The following is a 15,345-nucleotide window of genomic DNA, read 5'->3' on the forward strand; positions in this document are numbered from 1 at the left end:
GGGGGTGAACATATGCCAAGAGAATTAAAAAACGCAAAAATTACGCATGTTTCCTATGTGGACAGAGCCGCAAACAAAAAGAAATTCTTTTTGATGAAGGCAAAGAAAAGCCAGCCTGACTTTCAAAAGGAGGTTAGTGTGCTGACAAAGGCAGAAGATGCTCATCGCCTTGTGTATGGTGTCGTGTATGAACCGAATACACCTGATGCACATCAAGACTTTATGTCTGCCAAAGAAATTGAAAGAGCGGCACATGGTTTTATGAAGGATGCCCGCCACATTGACAAGCAGCATGATTTTCAACATGGTGTGGGCGAGGTTGTTGAATCATACATTGCTCCCGCTGATTTTGAGGTAGGCGGTGAGCTGATTCGAAAAGGATCTTGGGTACTTGTAACAAAGGCTTCCCAAGAGATTTGGGATCAAATTCAGAAAGGCCACATTACAGGGTATTCAATGGCTGGAACGGCGGACATCGTAGCAATAGAAGAACAAGATCAGCTCTTATCTCAAAGCACAAATGAGAGAGGGCTTTTTTCTTTGCTGAAAAATTTCTTTTTGAAAGAGGAAGGTGCAAACATGTCACAACAATTTTGGAGCGTTATAGACCATCTGCTGGAAGCCTTACAGTCAAGTGATGGTGATGAGGCGGGTGTAAGATCAGCGCTTGAGCAATTGCTGCCAATCGTGCAGGACATTTTGAAGACAGAGGATGTGCTTCAAACGATTGGTGAAAGGCCAGCCTCTGTACAAAAACAAGATGCCGCTCTTACAACGGAGCAAGTACAAGAGCTTAAAAAAGCAAAAATGGCCATTGAACACGTCTTACAGCAGGCAGAACAGCAGGAAACAGATCAAACAGAGGAAGAACCTGTCCAAAAGGTGCTTGAGCAAGTCGTTGCACCGATTCGTCATCAGCTTTCTTCCTTAGAGAAATCAGCCAGCAGAGAAAAAGCAGCGCTTGAGCAAGTGCTTCAGCAGCAGCTTTTGCCTATTTCAGAGCGGATTCACATGCTTGAAAAAGCGCGCGGTATGTCAAAACAAACAATCCACGATACACAAAACGACAGTACAAAGCCCATATGGGATGGCTTACTATAAGCCTAAATAAGGAGGAAACAGTGTGAGAAATCAAGAGTTGATTCGCAAGGCCGAAATGACACTTGCCAGCTTAAAAACCGGCGGTCTCATGAACGCAACCCAATCCAACACATTCATTAGAATGATGCAAAATACACCAACCGTTTTAAATGATGCACGTATCATTCCAATGGAAAGTGATTCACAAAAAATCGAAAAAATTGGCTTTGGCCAGCGTATTTTGCGCCCAGCAGAAGAAGGCAAAGCACTTGATGCGAAAGACCGTGTTGTCCCAGCGACAAGCACTGTCCAGCTAAATGCGAAAGAGGTCATCGCAGAGATTCATATGACCTATGACAGCATTGAAAACAATATTGAGAAAGACGGAATTCAGCAGACGATTATGCAAATGCTCGCTGAACGAGCAGCAGTTGACATTGAAGAGCTCATCGTCAATGGCGATACGACTTCAGCAGATCCATTTTTAGCTCAAATGGATGGCGTGAGAAAACAAGCAGTCTCTCATATCGTAGATGCAAACGGAGCGGAAATCAGCCGCCAAATGTTTAAGCAAGCCTATAAAGCGATGCCGTCAAAATATTTACGTGTACCTCAGGATTTCCGTTTCTACACATCCCCAAGCTTAGAAGTTGAATGGAAGGATCAAGTAGCAAACCGTCAGACAGGCCTTGGAGATGCGGCCATTCAAGGCGGACTTTCTTCTGCATTTGGTGTGCCGGTCAAAGGTCTTGCCAATATGCAGCCATATGACGAAGCGGGAACAGACGTATCAGATATTTTGCTGACACACCCTAAAAATATTATCGTAGGTTTCTCTCGTCATATTCGAATTGAAGTAGAAAAAGATATTCGCAGCCGTAAATTTATTATTGTCCTCACAGCGAAGCTAGACAGCAAATTTGAGGAAGAGGATGCTGTAGCAAAAGTGATGAAAGTGAAAGAGTAGGTGACGGCAGGCCATGATCATTTCTGCTGAAGAACTGCAAGCCTATTCTGTCTTTGATCGGGTGAAAAATCGATCTGTGGAAAGACTGACAGCAGATATTATCGAAGCAGAAGCTGCGGTATTTCAGATCGTAGGTCACGATTTCTCAAGTGAAAAATATCAGCCCCTCCCTGAAAAAGCAAGAATCGCATTATTAAAAATGGCCCAATATTTTGCCATGCTGAATGATGACGAATCTATGATGAAAGGCTTTACGTCAGAAAAAATGGGCGATTATTCATATGCGAAGGCAGCTGATCAAGTCAAAGGCAGACCCTATGTATATGCCCTGCTTGTAGATTATATTGAACCAACATTGACCGGCGGCAGTGCCAAGTTAAAGGTGAGGTCATTATGAGCTATCAATCTCTATTAACAGATCGCTGTGATCTTTTTCACCTTGAACAGCAGGAGTCTGCCCGCGGGAAATTTGGAATTCCAGCTGATGATTTACAAATAACACTTTCCTATCCCGATGCTCCCAGCATAGCCGATCTATCTTGTTATGTCATAGAAAAAAACCAGTCACTTGTGCAAGAAGAGCCAAATACAGTCATTTATCAATCCTATCTTGTCCATTTTCCTTTAGCAAGTGATATTCGCTTGCATGACAAAATGGTGTGGAATGGCGTGTCACTCAAATTACAGCAGCCTAAAAAAGTGAAAAATCATCACATCGAAGTGATAGCAGTCAGGAAGGAAAATCTATGAAAATTGATGGACTTGACCGGCTGATTTCACAGCTGCAGACAGCGGGTAATGGCGGCTTAAAGGCAGAATATCAAGATTGGCTGGAGGACATGGGCCTGCAGTTTTTAGACATCATTCAGGATGAATTAATCAAGGAGAATGCTGTCGATACAGGCCGGCTTCTTAGATCCTTTACACAAGGCGATAAGGAGAATCATTTTCTCATGTCAAAAGGCGGTCTCACACTTGAAGTGGGAACGCAGCTTGAATATGCCTCCTATGTCAATGACGGACATGCCACTTCTTCAAGTGGAGAGCGAAGATGGGTGCCTGGCAGATGGACTGGCAGCCGCTTTGAATATGATCCGAATGCAAGTACAGGAATGATGCTTGCCTCTCAATGGATTGATGGCAATGGCTACTGGGATCATGCTGTCATGCTCTATGAGCAAATGTTTGAACAGTCGCTGGATCGAAAGCTGCAAAGCTGGTTCGATCGACATTTTGGGAGGTGATGGAATGAATCAAGAAGTCGGGGCAATCATGCATTATATCTACACACACTTTCCTGTGACAATGTATGATCGTCTTTTGCCAGAACGCTTTCAAGTGCCATCGGTTTATGTGCCGCCTGTGACAGTAATCAGTGGTCCAGATACGGTCTCTACCTTTATGAAATCTTATTCGCTGCAAGTGAAAGTCTTTCATATTGATACAGAAAAAGCACATGATGCGGCAGAAACAATCGTTGATGCATTGCTTGCTGATCGTCAAATCATTCAGATGATGAGTGAAGACGGAGAGGTGCTTGATGATTATGTCCGCATAAAAAGAGTGGAAACAAGAATGATAGATCAAGGCGTAGCAGCGATTGTCCTGACGTGGGATAGCAGCTATTGGTATAACCGTGACAAACAGGCAAGCCTTGAAGATATCAACTTTTCAGATGGGGTGATCAAACGTGAGCAAGACTAAAAAAGCAGAGCCCGCTCAAACAGCCGGCGAAGAAAAAGAATTTGGCTTTTCATTTGAAGCCTTAAAGGAGCACAGTAAGGATCTTTTTGGGGTCAAACCAGAAATCCTTGAAGGTGCTCTTTTTTATATCAAACATCAACCAATTACAAAAACAGAAGCGAAAAAGCACATTGATGCTTTTTTGTCCAAGGAGGTTTAAAGGATGAACGGAGGCACTTTTACACCAGGTACAGAGAAAAAGCGTCCTGGTATTTACTTTAATTTTAAAACAACAGCAGAGCAGCGAATTACTTTAGGCGATCGAGGTACGGTGGCACTTCCCCTTGTGATGAGCTGGGGAGAACCAAAAACCTTTATTTCCGTTTCAAATATGGAAGATTTAAATAAAAAGGTTGGACTCAACATTGATGATAAATCACTTCTTCTTTTCCGTGAAGCAAAGAAAAAAGCGCAAACGGTCTTACTTTACCGCCTCAATGAAGGAGAGCCGGCCAAAGCCGAAATTGCTGAAAATTTTGTCGTCACAGCAAATTATGGCGGCCAAAAAGGAAATGAGATCACAGTACAAGTGGCAGAAAATGTACTTGATAGTAAAAAACGCAATGTGATCACTTATCTTGGAACAGACATTGTGGATAAACAGGTTGTCACTGATGTGAAAGATCTTGTGAAAAACAAATACGTTCAATTTTCTGGTGAAGGTGAAGCTGTCATCACAGCTGGTGTGGCACTAAGCGGCGGTAAAAACGGGGTGGCAAGTGTCGCAGATTATACAGCTTTCCTAGAAGCAGCAGAAACAGAATACTTCGATGTTATTGCCCTTCCAGTCGATAATAGTGAGCAATTAAAAGCAACCTTCGCTTCATTTATCGAGCGTTTGCGTGATAAGCAAGGACGTAAGGTGCAAGGGGTTGTGGCGAATTATGCAGCGGACCAAGAAGGAATCATCAATGTGACAAGCGGTGTTGTACTCGAAGATGGAACCGAACTAACACCTGCTCAAACAACAGCATGGGTCGCAGGTGCAAGTGCCGGAGCAAATTTCAATCAGTCATTGACCTTTGTTGAATACGAAGGAGCGGTCGATACATTAGAACGCCTTGACAATGATCAAGTAGAATACCGATTATCTCAAGGGGAGTTCCTTTTCACCTTTGATGCGCGAGATCGTACCGTGAGTGTTGAAAAAGATATTAACTCCTTGACAAGCTTCACAGCTGAAAAGAACCAGCAAATGGCGAAAAACAAAATCATTCGTGTGCTTGATGCGATCAACAATGATTTAACATTCGAATTAAAAAATCTGATTAAATTACGTAAAGCCAATGGCAATGACATTCCAGCATCAGATGATGGAGTGCAGCTTGTGAAAACACTGATTACCCAGTATCTCACACAGCTTCAAGATGGCAGCGGCATTACAGGCTTTAATTCAGAAACAGATATCGTAATTGGCCTCAATGAAGATCGTGATGGATTTATCATCGATTTAGCGGTTCAACCAGTAGATGCAGCAGAAAAATTCTATTTCAATGTGGAGGTGAAGTAAGATGGCTTTTAAAGCACAAAATACAATTTCAGGTAAAGAAGGTCGTCTTTTCTTAGAAGGTGAGGAACTTGCATTTATCAAAACCTTCGAAGCAAACGTGGAGAAAAACAAATCAGAAGTCAACGTCATGGGCCGCCGAATGACTGGCCATAAAACAACGGGAGCAAACGGAACAGGAACGGCAACATTCTATAAAGTTACGTCCCGTTTCGTTCAATTAATGCTCAATTATGTGAAAAAAGGAGAAGATCCATATTTCACTCTACAAGCGGTAATTGACGATAAATCATCAGGCCGTGGCACTGAGCGTGTGACATTATTTGATGTCAACTTTGATTCTGCTAAAATCGCTGGATTAGATGTTGATTCAGAGGCGCTTGAAGAAGAAGTTCCTTTCACATTCGAGGACTTTGATCTGCCTGAAAAGCTGAAGAATACATTCTAAGAAAAGTGGAGGAAATTAGCTAATTAATTAGCTAAATAACAGCTGAATATGCTATAATGCAGTTGTAATACAACCGTCTTGATGCCGTCTTCATTTCGTCTGGTAACGTCTTGTATTCGATTCATTAAAATATGTTTACTTGCAAAGCAATTTGCATAAAATAAAAAGAAGCCAGGATGCTCTAACATCCCGGCAATGTACAATGAGGCCCTTCAAGGGGCTGGCTTATCGAATAGGTTCTTTAGGTAGACTTCCCTTTAACCTTCCACAGCTCAAGGGGAGTCTATTTTTTGTCTATATACGTCAACAAAGTAAAGATAAACATCCCGAATAAAAGCATAAGGGAAATCGCTTCAAATGTTGACATATGCATCACCCCCTTCCTATCGGGGATGAGCCAGACGCCCTTGAGCAAGCCGTTCACTTGTACAATTTAAATGATACATGAAAAGATTGGAAAGCACATTCAAAAATGGATGTGCTTTTTTGCATTCAAAAAAACATAACAAAGGGAGTTTTTAAACATGAGTGAAAAACAAACATTTGATCTTTCATTTTTTATGCCAGGACAAACAGTAGAAGCGGAAGAAGTCAAAGTACCGATTTCTAAGCGTTTTGTTGATAAAAAAGGAAATGTCATTCCTTTTGTCTTTAAAGCTATTACAACTGAACGTATTGATGAATTGGAAAAAGAAAACACAACCTTCAAAAATGTCAAAGGCAGAGGACGCGTGAAAGACTTAGACAGCCAGCGCTTCTACGCACGTATTGCGATTGAATCGACCATTTATCCAGATTTCCGCTCAAAGGAATTAAGAGAAGCCTACAGCACACAAGATCCAGTTGAAGTAGCAAAACGTGTCCTGTCAGTAGGCGGTGAATATGCGAACTGGTTAAACAAAGCGATCGAAATCAACGGATTCGAAGATGAAATTGAAGATTTAGAAGAAGCAGCAAAAAACTAATAAAAGATGGGGATAAAGAAGCGGTGTTTTTATATTACGCGATGCACGAGCTTCACTACTCCCCATCTGAACTCCTGGAATTATACGAATCACCAAGACCGTTCAAAGCATTCCTTTTCGGACTCATCAGCTACAAGCTAGACATGCTAGAAAAAGAAGCAAAGAAAGGAGGTAAATAATTGGCGAAACTTACAGCACGATTTGAATTAGAAGACCGGGTGTCGAAGAAGTTATTACGCATTCAAAAACGATTTCAAACGTTTGAGAAGCAGCTTAAACCATTTAGAAAACCAGTGAAAATAAGTCTGGAAATGGATGAAAAGAAATTAAGAAACCTCACTTTATCGCTGCGGAAAGTTTCAGTATTTTCTATGAGGCTGGATCAAGGAATCTATCGGGATCTAAAAGCATTGAACAATCAGTTAAATATGATTCCAAATCATCTGATCATATCCATTCAAGCGAAGGGGCTGGATGTCATCAAATCCAGCATAAATCGTTTAAAACAAATGGGAACAACCCCCATTATGATGACGTTTAAACTGAACGATCAATTGTCAGGTAAAATATCATCAATCAAAAAATCAATCCTTCAGCTCATCAACAGAACGTACTATATGAGATTAAACATGGTTGACCAAGCCACCGCAGCAATTCAACGAATCAAAAAGACACTCAAAAGCTTGACGATGTCCAAACACGAAATCAGAGTGTCAGTTCAAGACAATGCAAAGAGTAAGCTGAAAAAACGAGATCAGGCAGAGTCTGTTGTGAAAGAAAAAACCATAAAAAAAGAGCCTGAGACTGCTAGTCCGTCAGTTAAAACGGATGAACCTAAACAGAGTTGGCTCCAAAACTTTGCCAATAAAGGATTAAATGAAATTCAAAAATATGCAGGTGACGTTGCAGACAAAGTGAAGGAAAAATTGAGTCCTAGAAAGTTTTGGGATGAAAAAGCACTTCCTTGGGTTGAAAATAAAATAGAAGAGTACAAACAAGATGTGATCGGAAGAATTAAAGAGAAGATTAAATTTAATCCTGAAGAAAAACTAGATCAATGGGTGAAGACTGGATTAGATCGCCTCTTTGGTACAAGTGATCCATCAAGTGAAAACAATAGTACCACTCCGGCACCAACAACAGCACCAACAACAGCTCCGACAACTGCACCAACATCAACACCATCTAATTCGGCTCCTAAAACGCAGCCTAAGCCGCGAGGTGGAAAAGGTTTGTTTCGCAGTAGTTGTTGCCCTTGTTGTGCAAGAGGTATAAGCAGCCGAGGATCTACTAAAGCGAAAAATGGCCGTTCACCGAGACGATCAACAAATCCAAATGCCACATCAAGAACCGAAATGAATAGAAGGCCTCCAAGTAAATTAGGGAAACTGAAATCAAATGCAGGTAAATTATTTGGAAAAATCCCTAGTGGTCTAAAGAAAGGTGCGGGTATCGCAGCTTCAGTTGGCGGACTTACGGGTCTAATGAAAGGTGGCAAGGGGTTAAGTGGACTAGGAGATGCGGTGAAAAATATCGGTAAAGGGAGCGGTAAATTATTAAAGAAAGTACCTATTCTAGGTGGTTTACTTAGCGCAACAAATTTAATCGGTATGAAAAAAGAGAATGCTGGTGAAAAGATCGGTACGACTGGAGGCGGTATTGCCGGCGGAATGGCAGGTGCAGCAGCAGGTGCAGCTATTGGAAGCGTAGTTCCAGGAGTAGGTACAGCCATCGGTGGTCTAGTAGGCGGCATCGCTGGAAGTATGGGCGGCGAATCTATCGGTGAAACGATCGGAAAATGGTTTGATGGCGGCGGATTTGAAAAGATTGGTCAAAAAGCCATTGAAATCAAAGACCAAATTGTTGAAGTTTGGTCAACAGTTGCGACTTGGTTCACAGAAAATGTCTGGACACCATTAAGCAGTACGGTTGTCACAGTAGCATCATCCATCTGGTCAAATCTAGTCAATGCCTGGACATGGATCCAAGAAACATTCAGTACAGTTGCAGGCTGGTTTATCGAAAACGTCTGGACACCGTTAAGCGGTACAGTCGTTACGGTAGCCACGACCATCTGGTCAAGCCTAGTCAACGCCTGGACATGGATCCAAGAAACATTCAGTACAGTCGCAGGCTGGTTTATCGAGAACGTCTGGACGCCGTTAAGCGGTACAGTCGTTACAGTAGCCACGACCATTTGGTCAAGTCTAGTCAATGCATGGACATGGATTCAAGAAACGTTCAGTGCAGTCGCAGGCTGGTTTATCGAGAACGTCTGGACGCCACTAAGCAGCACAGTTGTTACAGTCGCTACAGGAATTTGGACAGCATTATCAAATGCATGGAAAAAGATACAATCAATCTTTGGAGTTGTATCGACATGGTTTATGGAAAATGTGTGGAATCCACTTGTAGATACGGTAGGAACCATTAAAGACAGTTTCGGTAAAAAGTTTGAAGAAGCGTATAAAGTCGTGACAGATATATGGGATGGATTATCCAAATGGTTTGAGGACAACATTCAAAAGCCAATTGTAAAAGTAGCAGAAGCTATTGGTGATGGGTTTTCTAAAGCGTTTGGCTGGGTCAAAAAGATTTTTGATAAGGCTGGCGGTGGGGTTGATTTTGTATTGAAACATGTCTTTGGAGGTGCTGATAATAACGCCACAGGCGGTTATATCACCCAGCCAACCTTATCATGGGTCGGTGAAGCAGGTAACGAATTTGTTATTCCAACTCAAAATAACCGAGGACGCGGAAAGATGCTTCTTGCACAGGCCGCTTCTCAACTTGGAATGTCTGTTGTACCGAGCGGAGCGGCAGGAACTCAAGTGTCAAGCTCCCCAGCTCCTACAACTCCATCATCTTCTGTAGGTTCAATGAGCGGAGGCGGATCAGTCTCATTGAATGCGAACATTCAAGCCTCTAGCATTGGCGAGCAATTTAATAGCGATTTTGAACAAGGATTAAATCGTAAAGTCATCTCTCTTGATCAATGGAAACAAAAGAATATTCAGCAGCCTTTTGGTCAATTGACATCAGACTCAGGAAAGTATGGTCAGCAAACGGTTTCTGCCTTTGCAAATGGCCAGCAGATGACACCAACAGGAACAGATAGCTTTTTACAAAGTCGTGTAAAAGCACCCTACCAACAAGTCATGACAGCATCACCCACTTGGGGTTCTGGAACGGTTAGTGGTTTTGCAGCAGGTCAAAATGCTACATCAATTGGCACGAGCCAATACGTAGATCAAAACATTAAACAACCATTCCTGCAAGCGAAACAAGAATCACCAGGCTGGGGTTCAGGAATGATTGACGCCTTTAACAGCGGCATGCGTTCCAAAGGAAGCGAAGTTACTCAAGCGGCCAAAGAAATGGCGAAGAAAGTAGAACAGGCGTTTAGAGAGGAATTAGACATTCATTCCCCTTCACGCGTCATGATGAGTCTTGGGAAATTTGCGTCAATCGGTGTTGTCAAAGGGCTTGACTCAGTTGATGTGAAAAAATTTGCTGAAAATCAGGCTGGTTCATTAATCGGTGCCTTCAGCGGTATGGGAGCTTCAGGTCTTAGTGTTCAGCAATGGCTCATGGCAGCTCTCATGGCAACTGGCACATCTATGAGCTGGCTACCTGGTTTGATGACCATCGCGCAGCATGAATCAAATGGAAACCCGAGAGCGATCAACTTATGGGATTCCAACGCCAAAAAGGGAACACCTTCTAAAGGCTTAATGCAAACCATTGGACCGACTTTTAATTCCAATAAAGGCAAAGGCATGAATGACATTTGGAACCCAATTCATAATGCCGTAGCAGCCATTAACTACATTAAGGGAAGATATGGAACAGTCTTCAACACGCCGGGATTGCGAAGTATGAGAAGAGGCGGCCCTTATAAAGGCTATGCAAATGGCGGATTGATTACTCAAGAGCAGGTTGCTAGAGTCGGTGAAGGAAATAAACGCGAATGGATTATTCCTGAGGAAAGAGGCATTCGCGGAAGGTATTTATTGACGCAGGCAGCTAAAGCACTTGGGATGCAAGTATATGATCCATCAAATGCATCTGCTCCTTTACCAGAAGCACAGATGCAGCAAGTTACCTCAGTTCAGTCTACTGGCAGTACAACATCGCCAGGTAATAAACAAATCACGATTCAATTCAATGGAGATCAGCATTTCCATAATGGACAAGATCAGCAATCGCTAGTCGAAAAAATTAAACAAATGCTTGTAGATGAACTAGAAGTAGAGATTCATACAGGAACGAAGGGGGTCGTAATTGATGGGTAAATCAGTGTATCAATTGTGGATTTCCCAAGGAAAGGACAAGTTGCGATTCCCTGTCCTTCCATCCGAACTCGAAATCACAAATAACGTACAAAATGAAACGGTAAAGGTCGCCTCTTTTGGAGAACTGACCTTTATTGACGTACCATCGGCTAAACAAGTATCATTCACCTCATTATTTCCTAAGAAATATTCGCCGATTGCTGAATATAAAAACATTCCATCACCAGAGAATGCGATCGCGAAAATTGAACGAATGATGCGTTCAAAGAAATCTGTTCGGTTGATTGTAACTGGAACAAAAATCAATATGACGTGCAGCATTGAAAGCTTCACCCACAAGGAAGGGGCATATGATATTGGAGATCGTGAATTTACGATCGAGTTAAAGGAATATAAAACCGCATCGCCTAGGAAAATCAAACGAAAGAAAAAAGCAAAACAAACGAAAAAGAAGCGGCCTTCAAAAACACCACCAAAAATGTACACCGTCAAAAAAGGGGATACGCTATGGGCCATTTCTGGCAGGTTTTATGGCGACAGTACAAAATGGCGGCGTATTTGGAATGCCAATAAATTAGCGATGATTAAACGTAGCAGACGCAATATTAAGCAGCCGGGGCATTGGATTTTCCCTGGACAAAGGTTAAAAATACCACAATAGGGGGGCTGGCATTGATCGAGCTTTTTGCCATCAGAAGCGGCACCATGTATGAGCTTGTCACAGAGAGTGTGACACTTCAGGGGCAAAGGTATCAAGCCCCTCGCTCAATTCAGGCAAATATTATCACAAAGCAAGGCAGTCAAACATATTACCGTGTCTCGGAAGGGGACACGGTTCTTTTTAAATGGAAAGGAAAAGAGCTGTTTAGAGGCATTGTTTTTTCCCGTACACCTGTTGAAGGGAAGATGACCTTTACCGCATACGATATGCTCCAATATTTGGTGAAAAACCAAGATGTCTATGTTTTTTCAAATCAAAGAGCAGATCAAATCTTAAGGCGGATTGGAGCTGACTTTCAAATTCCAATGACCTCCATCTCCAATACAGGACATGTCATAAAATCACTAGTGTTTAAAAATGATACAAGCTTGTATGACATGATATTGAAAGCATTGAAAGAAACGAAGCGGCAAACAGGAAGAAACTATCAAATCTATTCTGCTAAAGGCAAGATGGGACTGAGAGCCTGGCCTGATCCAGAGGACGTCTGGGTCATTGAATCAGGCGTCAATCTCATTAGCTATCAATACAGCACCTCGATCGAAGAGACAGCCACTCGTGTCAAGATGCGTACGTCAGCTGATGAACAGGGGAAGAATAAGAAAAAAGGCAGTAAATCCGAGATTGTGGTGATTGAACAGGATAAAGCCGGTCAGAATAAATACGGTATTTTACAGCATGTTGAGACAGTCACTGGGCAAATCAACCAGCCGCAGCTGCAAAAGAGAGCCAAAGTACGGCTGGCAGAGAAAAAAGGCGTCAAACAAGAAGTCAAAAGTATACAAGCCCTAGGAATTCCTGAGCTGCAAAGCGGTCTCCCAATCTATTTGAAAATTCCTGAAATCAACGTAAAAAAAACTTACTGGATCGATCAAGACAAACATGAATTCAGTGGGGTGAAACACACCATGACCATTGATGTTGTTGAGAAAAATTCCATGCCAAAGGGTGATCAAGCGTGAGATTAAGTGAAGCGATTAAACGATTAGCAGTAAATGCAGTAGACGCAGAATCGCCAATTGATCTTGTTATCGGAGAAGTCACGGCAGTTTCCCCTCTGAGCATCCGATTAAATGAAAATCATAAGCTGATCATTCCAGAAGAATTACTGATTTGGCCGAAGCGCTTAAATAAGGGTGAGGATGATGAGCTGAAAAGGGGAGACAGTATTATGGTGCTTGCAATGGCAGGAGGCCAGTCCTTTTACATCATCGACAAATTGTAAGGGAGGTGATGAACGTGGCACTTTCACCAGAGGAAGAAATCGAGGAAATAGAAGAAGATGAAGAGGTCGAAACCTCAACAACGTATCGAATAGATTTTGAAACTGGCAGACTGACAGGCGAAACCATTTCAGGTATTGAGGCAATCCGGCAATTCATTTATATGACACTTAGGACAGAGCGGTATGCACATCCTATCTACAGTCACGACATTGGCACTGAAATTCAGGAGCTGTTGACGGATACAGAAGCTACGGATGAATACAAAGAAATGGAGATTCCAAGGCTGCTAGAGGAAGCACTGCTCGTTGACGAACGGATTGATCATATTGAAGAGTTAGAGGTCACAAAACAAAATGACTCGTTTCATGTCAAACTAGCGATTGTCACAGATGAGGGCACATTAGAAATAGAGGAGGTGATGGAGGGCGATGTTTGAGGAACAGACGTACGAAGCATTAATGGAAAGAATGCTGGATAGACTGCCAGATGATATAGATAAAAGAGAAAACAGCGTCATTTGGAATGCCTTGGCACCTGCTGCCGCTGAACTGGCCCAGTCCTATATTTGGCTTGATCAAGTGTTTGAGCTGGTCTTTGCAGACACAGCACAAGGAGAGTTTCTAGATCGGCGGGCTGCTGAAGTAGGGATCGAAAGAAAACCAGCCACTAAAGCGGTTTGGTCAGCGGTCATTCAGCCAAACAATATCAACATTCCAGCTGGCTCACGTTTTTTTATTGAAGACGTTTATTTCCAGTATTCGAAGGATGGTACGCTAGAATGCGAGACACCTGGTAAAGCCGGCAATGTTCAATTAACAGATCAGCCGCTGCTGTCACTTGATACAATTCCAGGACTTGAATCGATTAAGATGAAAGAACTGGTGATACCAGGTCAAGAGGAGGAAGATGACGCTTCTTTATATGATCGATATTTAATACGTGCGAGGCGGGAGGCTGTCAGTGCCAACAGGGCGCATTATAAAAAATGGGCTGAGGAAGTGCCCGGTGTTGGCAGAGCGAAAGTGTTCCCGCTTTGGAACGGAGAAGGGACAGTCAAAATTGTCATCACAGATGGCAATCTAGATGTTGCATCAGACCTTCTTGTCAAAAGAGTACAGGAATATATCGACCCAGTGCCAGGTGAAGGAGAAGGACAAGCGCCTATAGGCTCGAAAGCAACCGTTGAAAGCGCCAAATGGCTGGATATCGACATAGAAGTGGCTGTCGAACTTCAAATGGACTGGACCCTTGAAGGCGCTCAGAAAGAAATAGAAGAAAAGGTCAAGACACTGTTGAAATCAATCGCATTTGAAAAGAGTACCATTCGAATGTCCGCCTTAAATGATATTCTGTACCATTCAGAAAGTGTGTCAGATTATGCAGATGTGTTATTGAATGGAGAGTCGAAAAACTTAGTATTACAGGACATTGAGATTCCGCGTCTTAGGCAGGTGAAGGTTATTGAGCAAACAGGATGAAATGAAAAACTACCTGCCGCCATATTTTACAGAGATTTATGAAGTTGATCACCTGCTCAAGACAGAGGCACCGGAATTTGAGGGATTGGACGAATCTATTTTCGACTTAACGGATCAGTTCTTTCCTCTAACAGCGACATGGGGATTGAATAGATGGGAAAGAATGCTGAAGGTGCAGCGGGAATCAGATGATTCAATTGAACTGCGCAGGGCACGCTTACTCAATATGATGTCAAATATTCCCCCAATCACGTACCTTTCATTAGAAAAATCAGTCAATCGCTTTCTCAAGAATCCAAGTGCTGTCATCCGTCTCACAACCAATCGCTATCACTTCGCTTTACGTGTGAACCTAGATGATTTGCAAAACACGAGATATATTGTAGAAATACTTGAAACGTTAAAACCCGCACACTTGGCTTATACGTTCACGGCTTTTCATCATACTGATGTACAAGAAAAAAATGATCATCACGGGAGGCTCACACTGCGCAGCAGAGTGGGTTTTTTCGATCATATCCCAATTTTACTCAATGGTGAATTTGTCTTAAATGGTACGTTTTATCTCAGCGGAACAAGAGGGACAACGGATGTGCCTGCTCGTTTTCGGCACTCATTAAACATGAGAATGCCGCTTCAACATCAGTCAGAAACAGCATATCGCATGAACTATGTCATGAATGGAGCGGTACATGAAACGAAGCAAAAAGAGGCACTGACTTTACGCACAAAAAATCAGCTCCAGCATCAAACAAAGAAGAAGATGACGTTCCGTCTGCCAGTACATGTCCAAACTGAGCAGGGTGGAAGCTTACTGATCAAGGATCATTACTGGATTCTCGATGGATCTGTTCCGCTGGACGGATCAAAAATGCTAGCAGCAACTTCTAAAAAAATAGATTTATAAGGAGGATC

19 protein-coding genes are annotated in these 15,345 nt (G+C 42.5%); 18 read left to right on the plus strand and 1 reads right to left on the minus strand.

Going from position 1 to position 15,345, the window contains the following annotated elements; translation table 11 throughout:
• Window positions 1-12 precede the first annotated feature (12 nt).
• From JJ692_RS06780 to JJ692_RS06820, 9 genes are read left to right on the plus strand one after another with little or no spacing between them, the layout of a single operon-like run.
• Window positions 13-1,101, plus strand: coding sequence for an XkdF-like putative serine protease domain-containing protein (locus JJ692_RS06780; RefSeq protein WP_206534365.1), 1,089 nt, complete (start codon window positions 13-15; stop codon window positions 1,099-1,101).
• Between the two features lie 22 nt (window positions 1,102-1,123).
• Entirely contained in the window at window positions 1,124-2,047 is a 924-nt protein-coding gene (locus JJ692_RS06785; RefSeq protein WP_024423262.1) for a phage major capsid protein, read from the plus strand.
• 13 nt (window positions 2,048-2,060) lie between these two features.
• Window positions 2,061-2,444: a protein YqbG gene (gene yqbG / locus JJ692_RS06790; protein ID WP_024423261.1), complete on the plus strand. Its 384-nt coding sequence runs from the start codon at window positions 2,061-2,063 to the stop codon at window positions 2,442-2,444.
• Window positions 2,441-2,797, plus strand: a complete 357-nt coding sequence (locus tag JJ692_RS06795) for a YqbH/XkdH family protein (protein WP_149126338.1) — start codon at window positions 2,441-2,443, stop codon at window positions 2,795-2,797. The genes yqbG and JJ692_RS06795 overlap by 4 nt, the downstream gene beginning before the upstream one ends.
• A complete protein-coding gene (locus JJ692_RS06800; RefSeq protein ID WP_206534366.1) occupies window positions 2,794-3,291 on the plus strand; it encodes an HK97 gp10 family phage protein in 498 nt (165 codons plus the stop codon). The genes JJ692_RS06795 and JJ692_RS06800 overlap by 4 nt, the downstream gene beginning before the upstream one ends.
• 4 nt (window positions 3,292-3,295) lie before the next feature.
• Window positions 3,296-3,751: a phage tail terminator family protein gene (locus JJ692_RS06805; RefSeq protein ID WP_039180991.1), complete on the plus strand. Its 456-nt coding sequence runs from the start codon at window positions 3,296-3,298 to the stop codon at window positions 3,749-3,751.
• Window positions 3,738-3,950: a YqzN/YkzM domain-containing protein gene (locus JJ692_RS06810; protein ID WP_003212736.1), complete on the plus strand. Its 213-nt coding sequence runs from the start codon at window positions 3,738-3,740 to the stop codon at window positions 3,948-3,950. Before JJ692_RS06805 ends, JJ692_RS06810 begins: the two co-directional genes overlap by 14 nt.
• A 3-nt stretch (window positions 3,951-3,953) precedes the next feature.
• The gene (locus tag JJ692_RS06815) at window positions 3,954-5,300 is read left to right on the plus strand and encodes a phage tail sheath family protein (RefSeq protein ID WP_206534367.1); all 1,347 of its coding nucleotides are present in this window, start codon (window positions 3,954-3,956) and stop codon (window positions 5,298-5,300) included.
• A gap of 1 nt (window position 5,301) precedes the next feature.
• On the plus strand, window positions 5,302-5,745 hold the full coding sequence (locus tag JJ692_RS06820) for a phage tail tube protein (protein WP_024423257.1): 444 nt from the start codon (window positions 5,302-5,304) through the stop codon (window positions 5,743-5,745).
• A gap of 283 nt (window positions 5,746-6,028) precedes the next feature.
• Here the strand turns inward: JJ692_RS06820 and JJ692_RS19280 are convergent, their stop codons facing one another.
• Window positions 6,029-6,118, minus strand: a complete 90-nt coding sequence (locus JJ692_RS19280) for a putative holin-like toxin (protein ID WP_073207186.1) — start codon at window positions 6,116-6,118, stop codon at window positions 6,029-6,031.
• Between the two features lie 151 nt (window positions 6,119-6,269).
• Between JJ692_RS19280 and JJ692_RS06825 the strand changes: the two genes are divergently transcribed.
• Genes JJ692_RS06825 through JJ692_RS06865 form a run of 9 tightly spaced genes read left to right on the plus strand, consistent with a single transcriptional unit; the run spans window position 6,270 to window position 15,337 of the window.
• Window positions 6,270-6,710 (plus strand): phage tail assembly chaperone, encoded by a 441-nt coding sequence (locus JJ692_RS06825; protein ID WP_012011040.1) that lies wholly within the window; start codon window positions 6,270-6,272, stop codon window positions 6,708-6,710.
• Window positions 6,711-6,751: 41 nt separating this feature from the next.
• Window positions 6,752-6,889, plus strand: a complete 138-nt coding sequence (locus tag JJ692_RS06830; protein ID WP_095357030.1) for a hypothetical protein — start codon at window positions 6,752-6,754, stop codon at window positions 6,887-6,889.
• Window positions 6,890-11,005, plus strand: a complete 4,116-nt coding sequence (locus tag JJ692_RS06835; protein ID WP_206534368.1) for a transglycosylase SLT domain-containing protein — start codon at window positions 6,890-6,892, stop codon at window positions 11,003-11,005.
• The gene (locus JJ692_RS06840) at window positions 10,998-11,666 is read left to right on the plus strand and encodes a LysM peptidoglycan-binding domain-containing protein (RefSeq protein ID WP_206534369.1); all 669 of its coding nucleotides are present in this window, start codon (window positions 10,998-11,000) and stop codon (window positions 11,664-11,666) included. Before JJ692_RS06835 ends, JJ692_RS06840 begins: the two co-directional genes overlap by 8 nt.
• An 11-nt stretch (window positions 11,667-11,677) precedes the next feature.
• Entirely contained in the window at window positions 11,678-12,688 is a 1,011-nt protein-coding gene (locus JJ692_RS06845; protein ID WP_024423254.1) for an XkdQ/YqbQ family protein, read from the plus strand.
• Window positions 12,685-12,951 (plus strand): DUF2577 family protein, encoded by a 267-nt coding sequence (locus JJ692_RS06850; RefSeq protein ID WP_024423253.1) that lies wholly within the window; start codon window positions 12,685-12,687, stop codon window positions 12,949-12,951. The genes JJ692_RS06845 and JJ692_RS06850 overlap by 4 nt, the downstream gene beginning before the upstream one ends.
• 14 nt (window positions 12,952-12,965) lie before the next feature.
• Window positions 12,966-13,388 carry a DUF2634 domain-containing protein gene (locus tag JJ692_RS06855; protein WP_024423252.1) on the plus strand — a complete coding sequence of 141 codons (423 nt, stop codon included), beginning with the start codon at window positions 12,966-12,968 and terminating at the stop codon, window positions 13,386-13,388.
• Window positions 13,381-14,430 (plus strand): baseplate J/gp47 family protein, encoded by a 1,050-nt coding sequence (locus JJ692_RS06860; RefSeq protein ID WP_025094224.1) that lies wholly within the window; start codon window positions 13,381-13,383, stop codon window positions 14,428-14,430. Before JJ692_RS06855 ends, JJ692_RS06860 begins: the two co-directional genes overlap by 8 nt.
• Window positions 14,414-15,337 carry a YmfQ family protein gene (locus tag JJ692_RS06865; protein ID WP_122632086.1) on the plus strand — a complete coding sequence of 308 codons (924 nt, stop codon included), beginning with the start codon at window positions 14,414-14,416 and terminating at the stop codon, window positions 15,335-15,337. Before JJ692_RS06860 ends, JJ692_RS06865 begins: the two co-directional genes overlap by 17 nt.
• The last annotated feature ends 8 nt before the right edge of the window (window positions 15,338-15,345 follow it).

Origin of the sequence: Bacillus sp. 3a (genome assembly GCF_017161885.1) — a bacterium.
In the GTDB taxonomy this organism is placed as follows: Bacteria; Bacillota; Bacilli; order Bacillales; family Bacillaceae; genus Bacillus; species Bacillus safensis.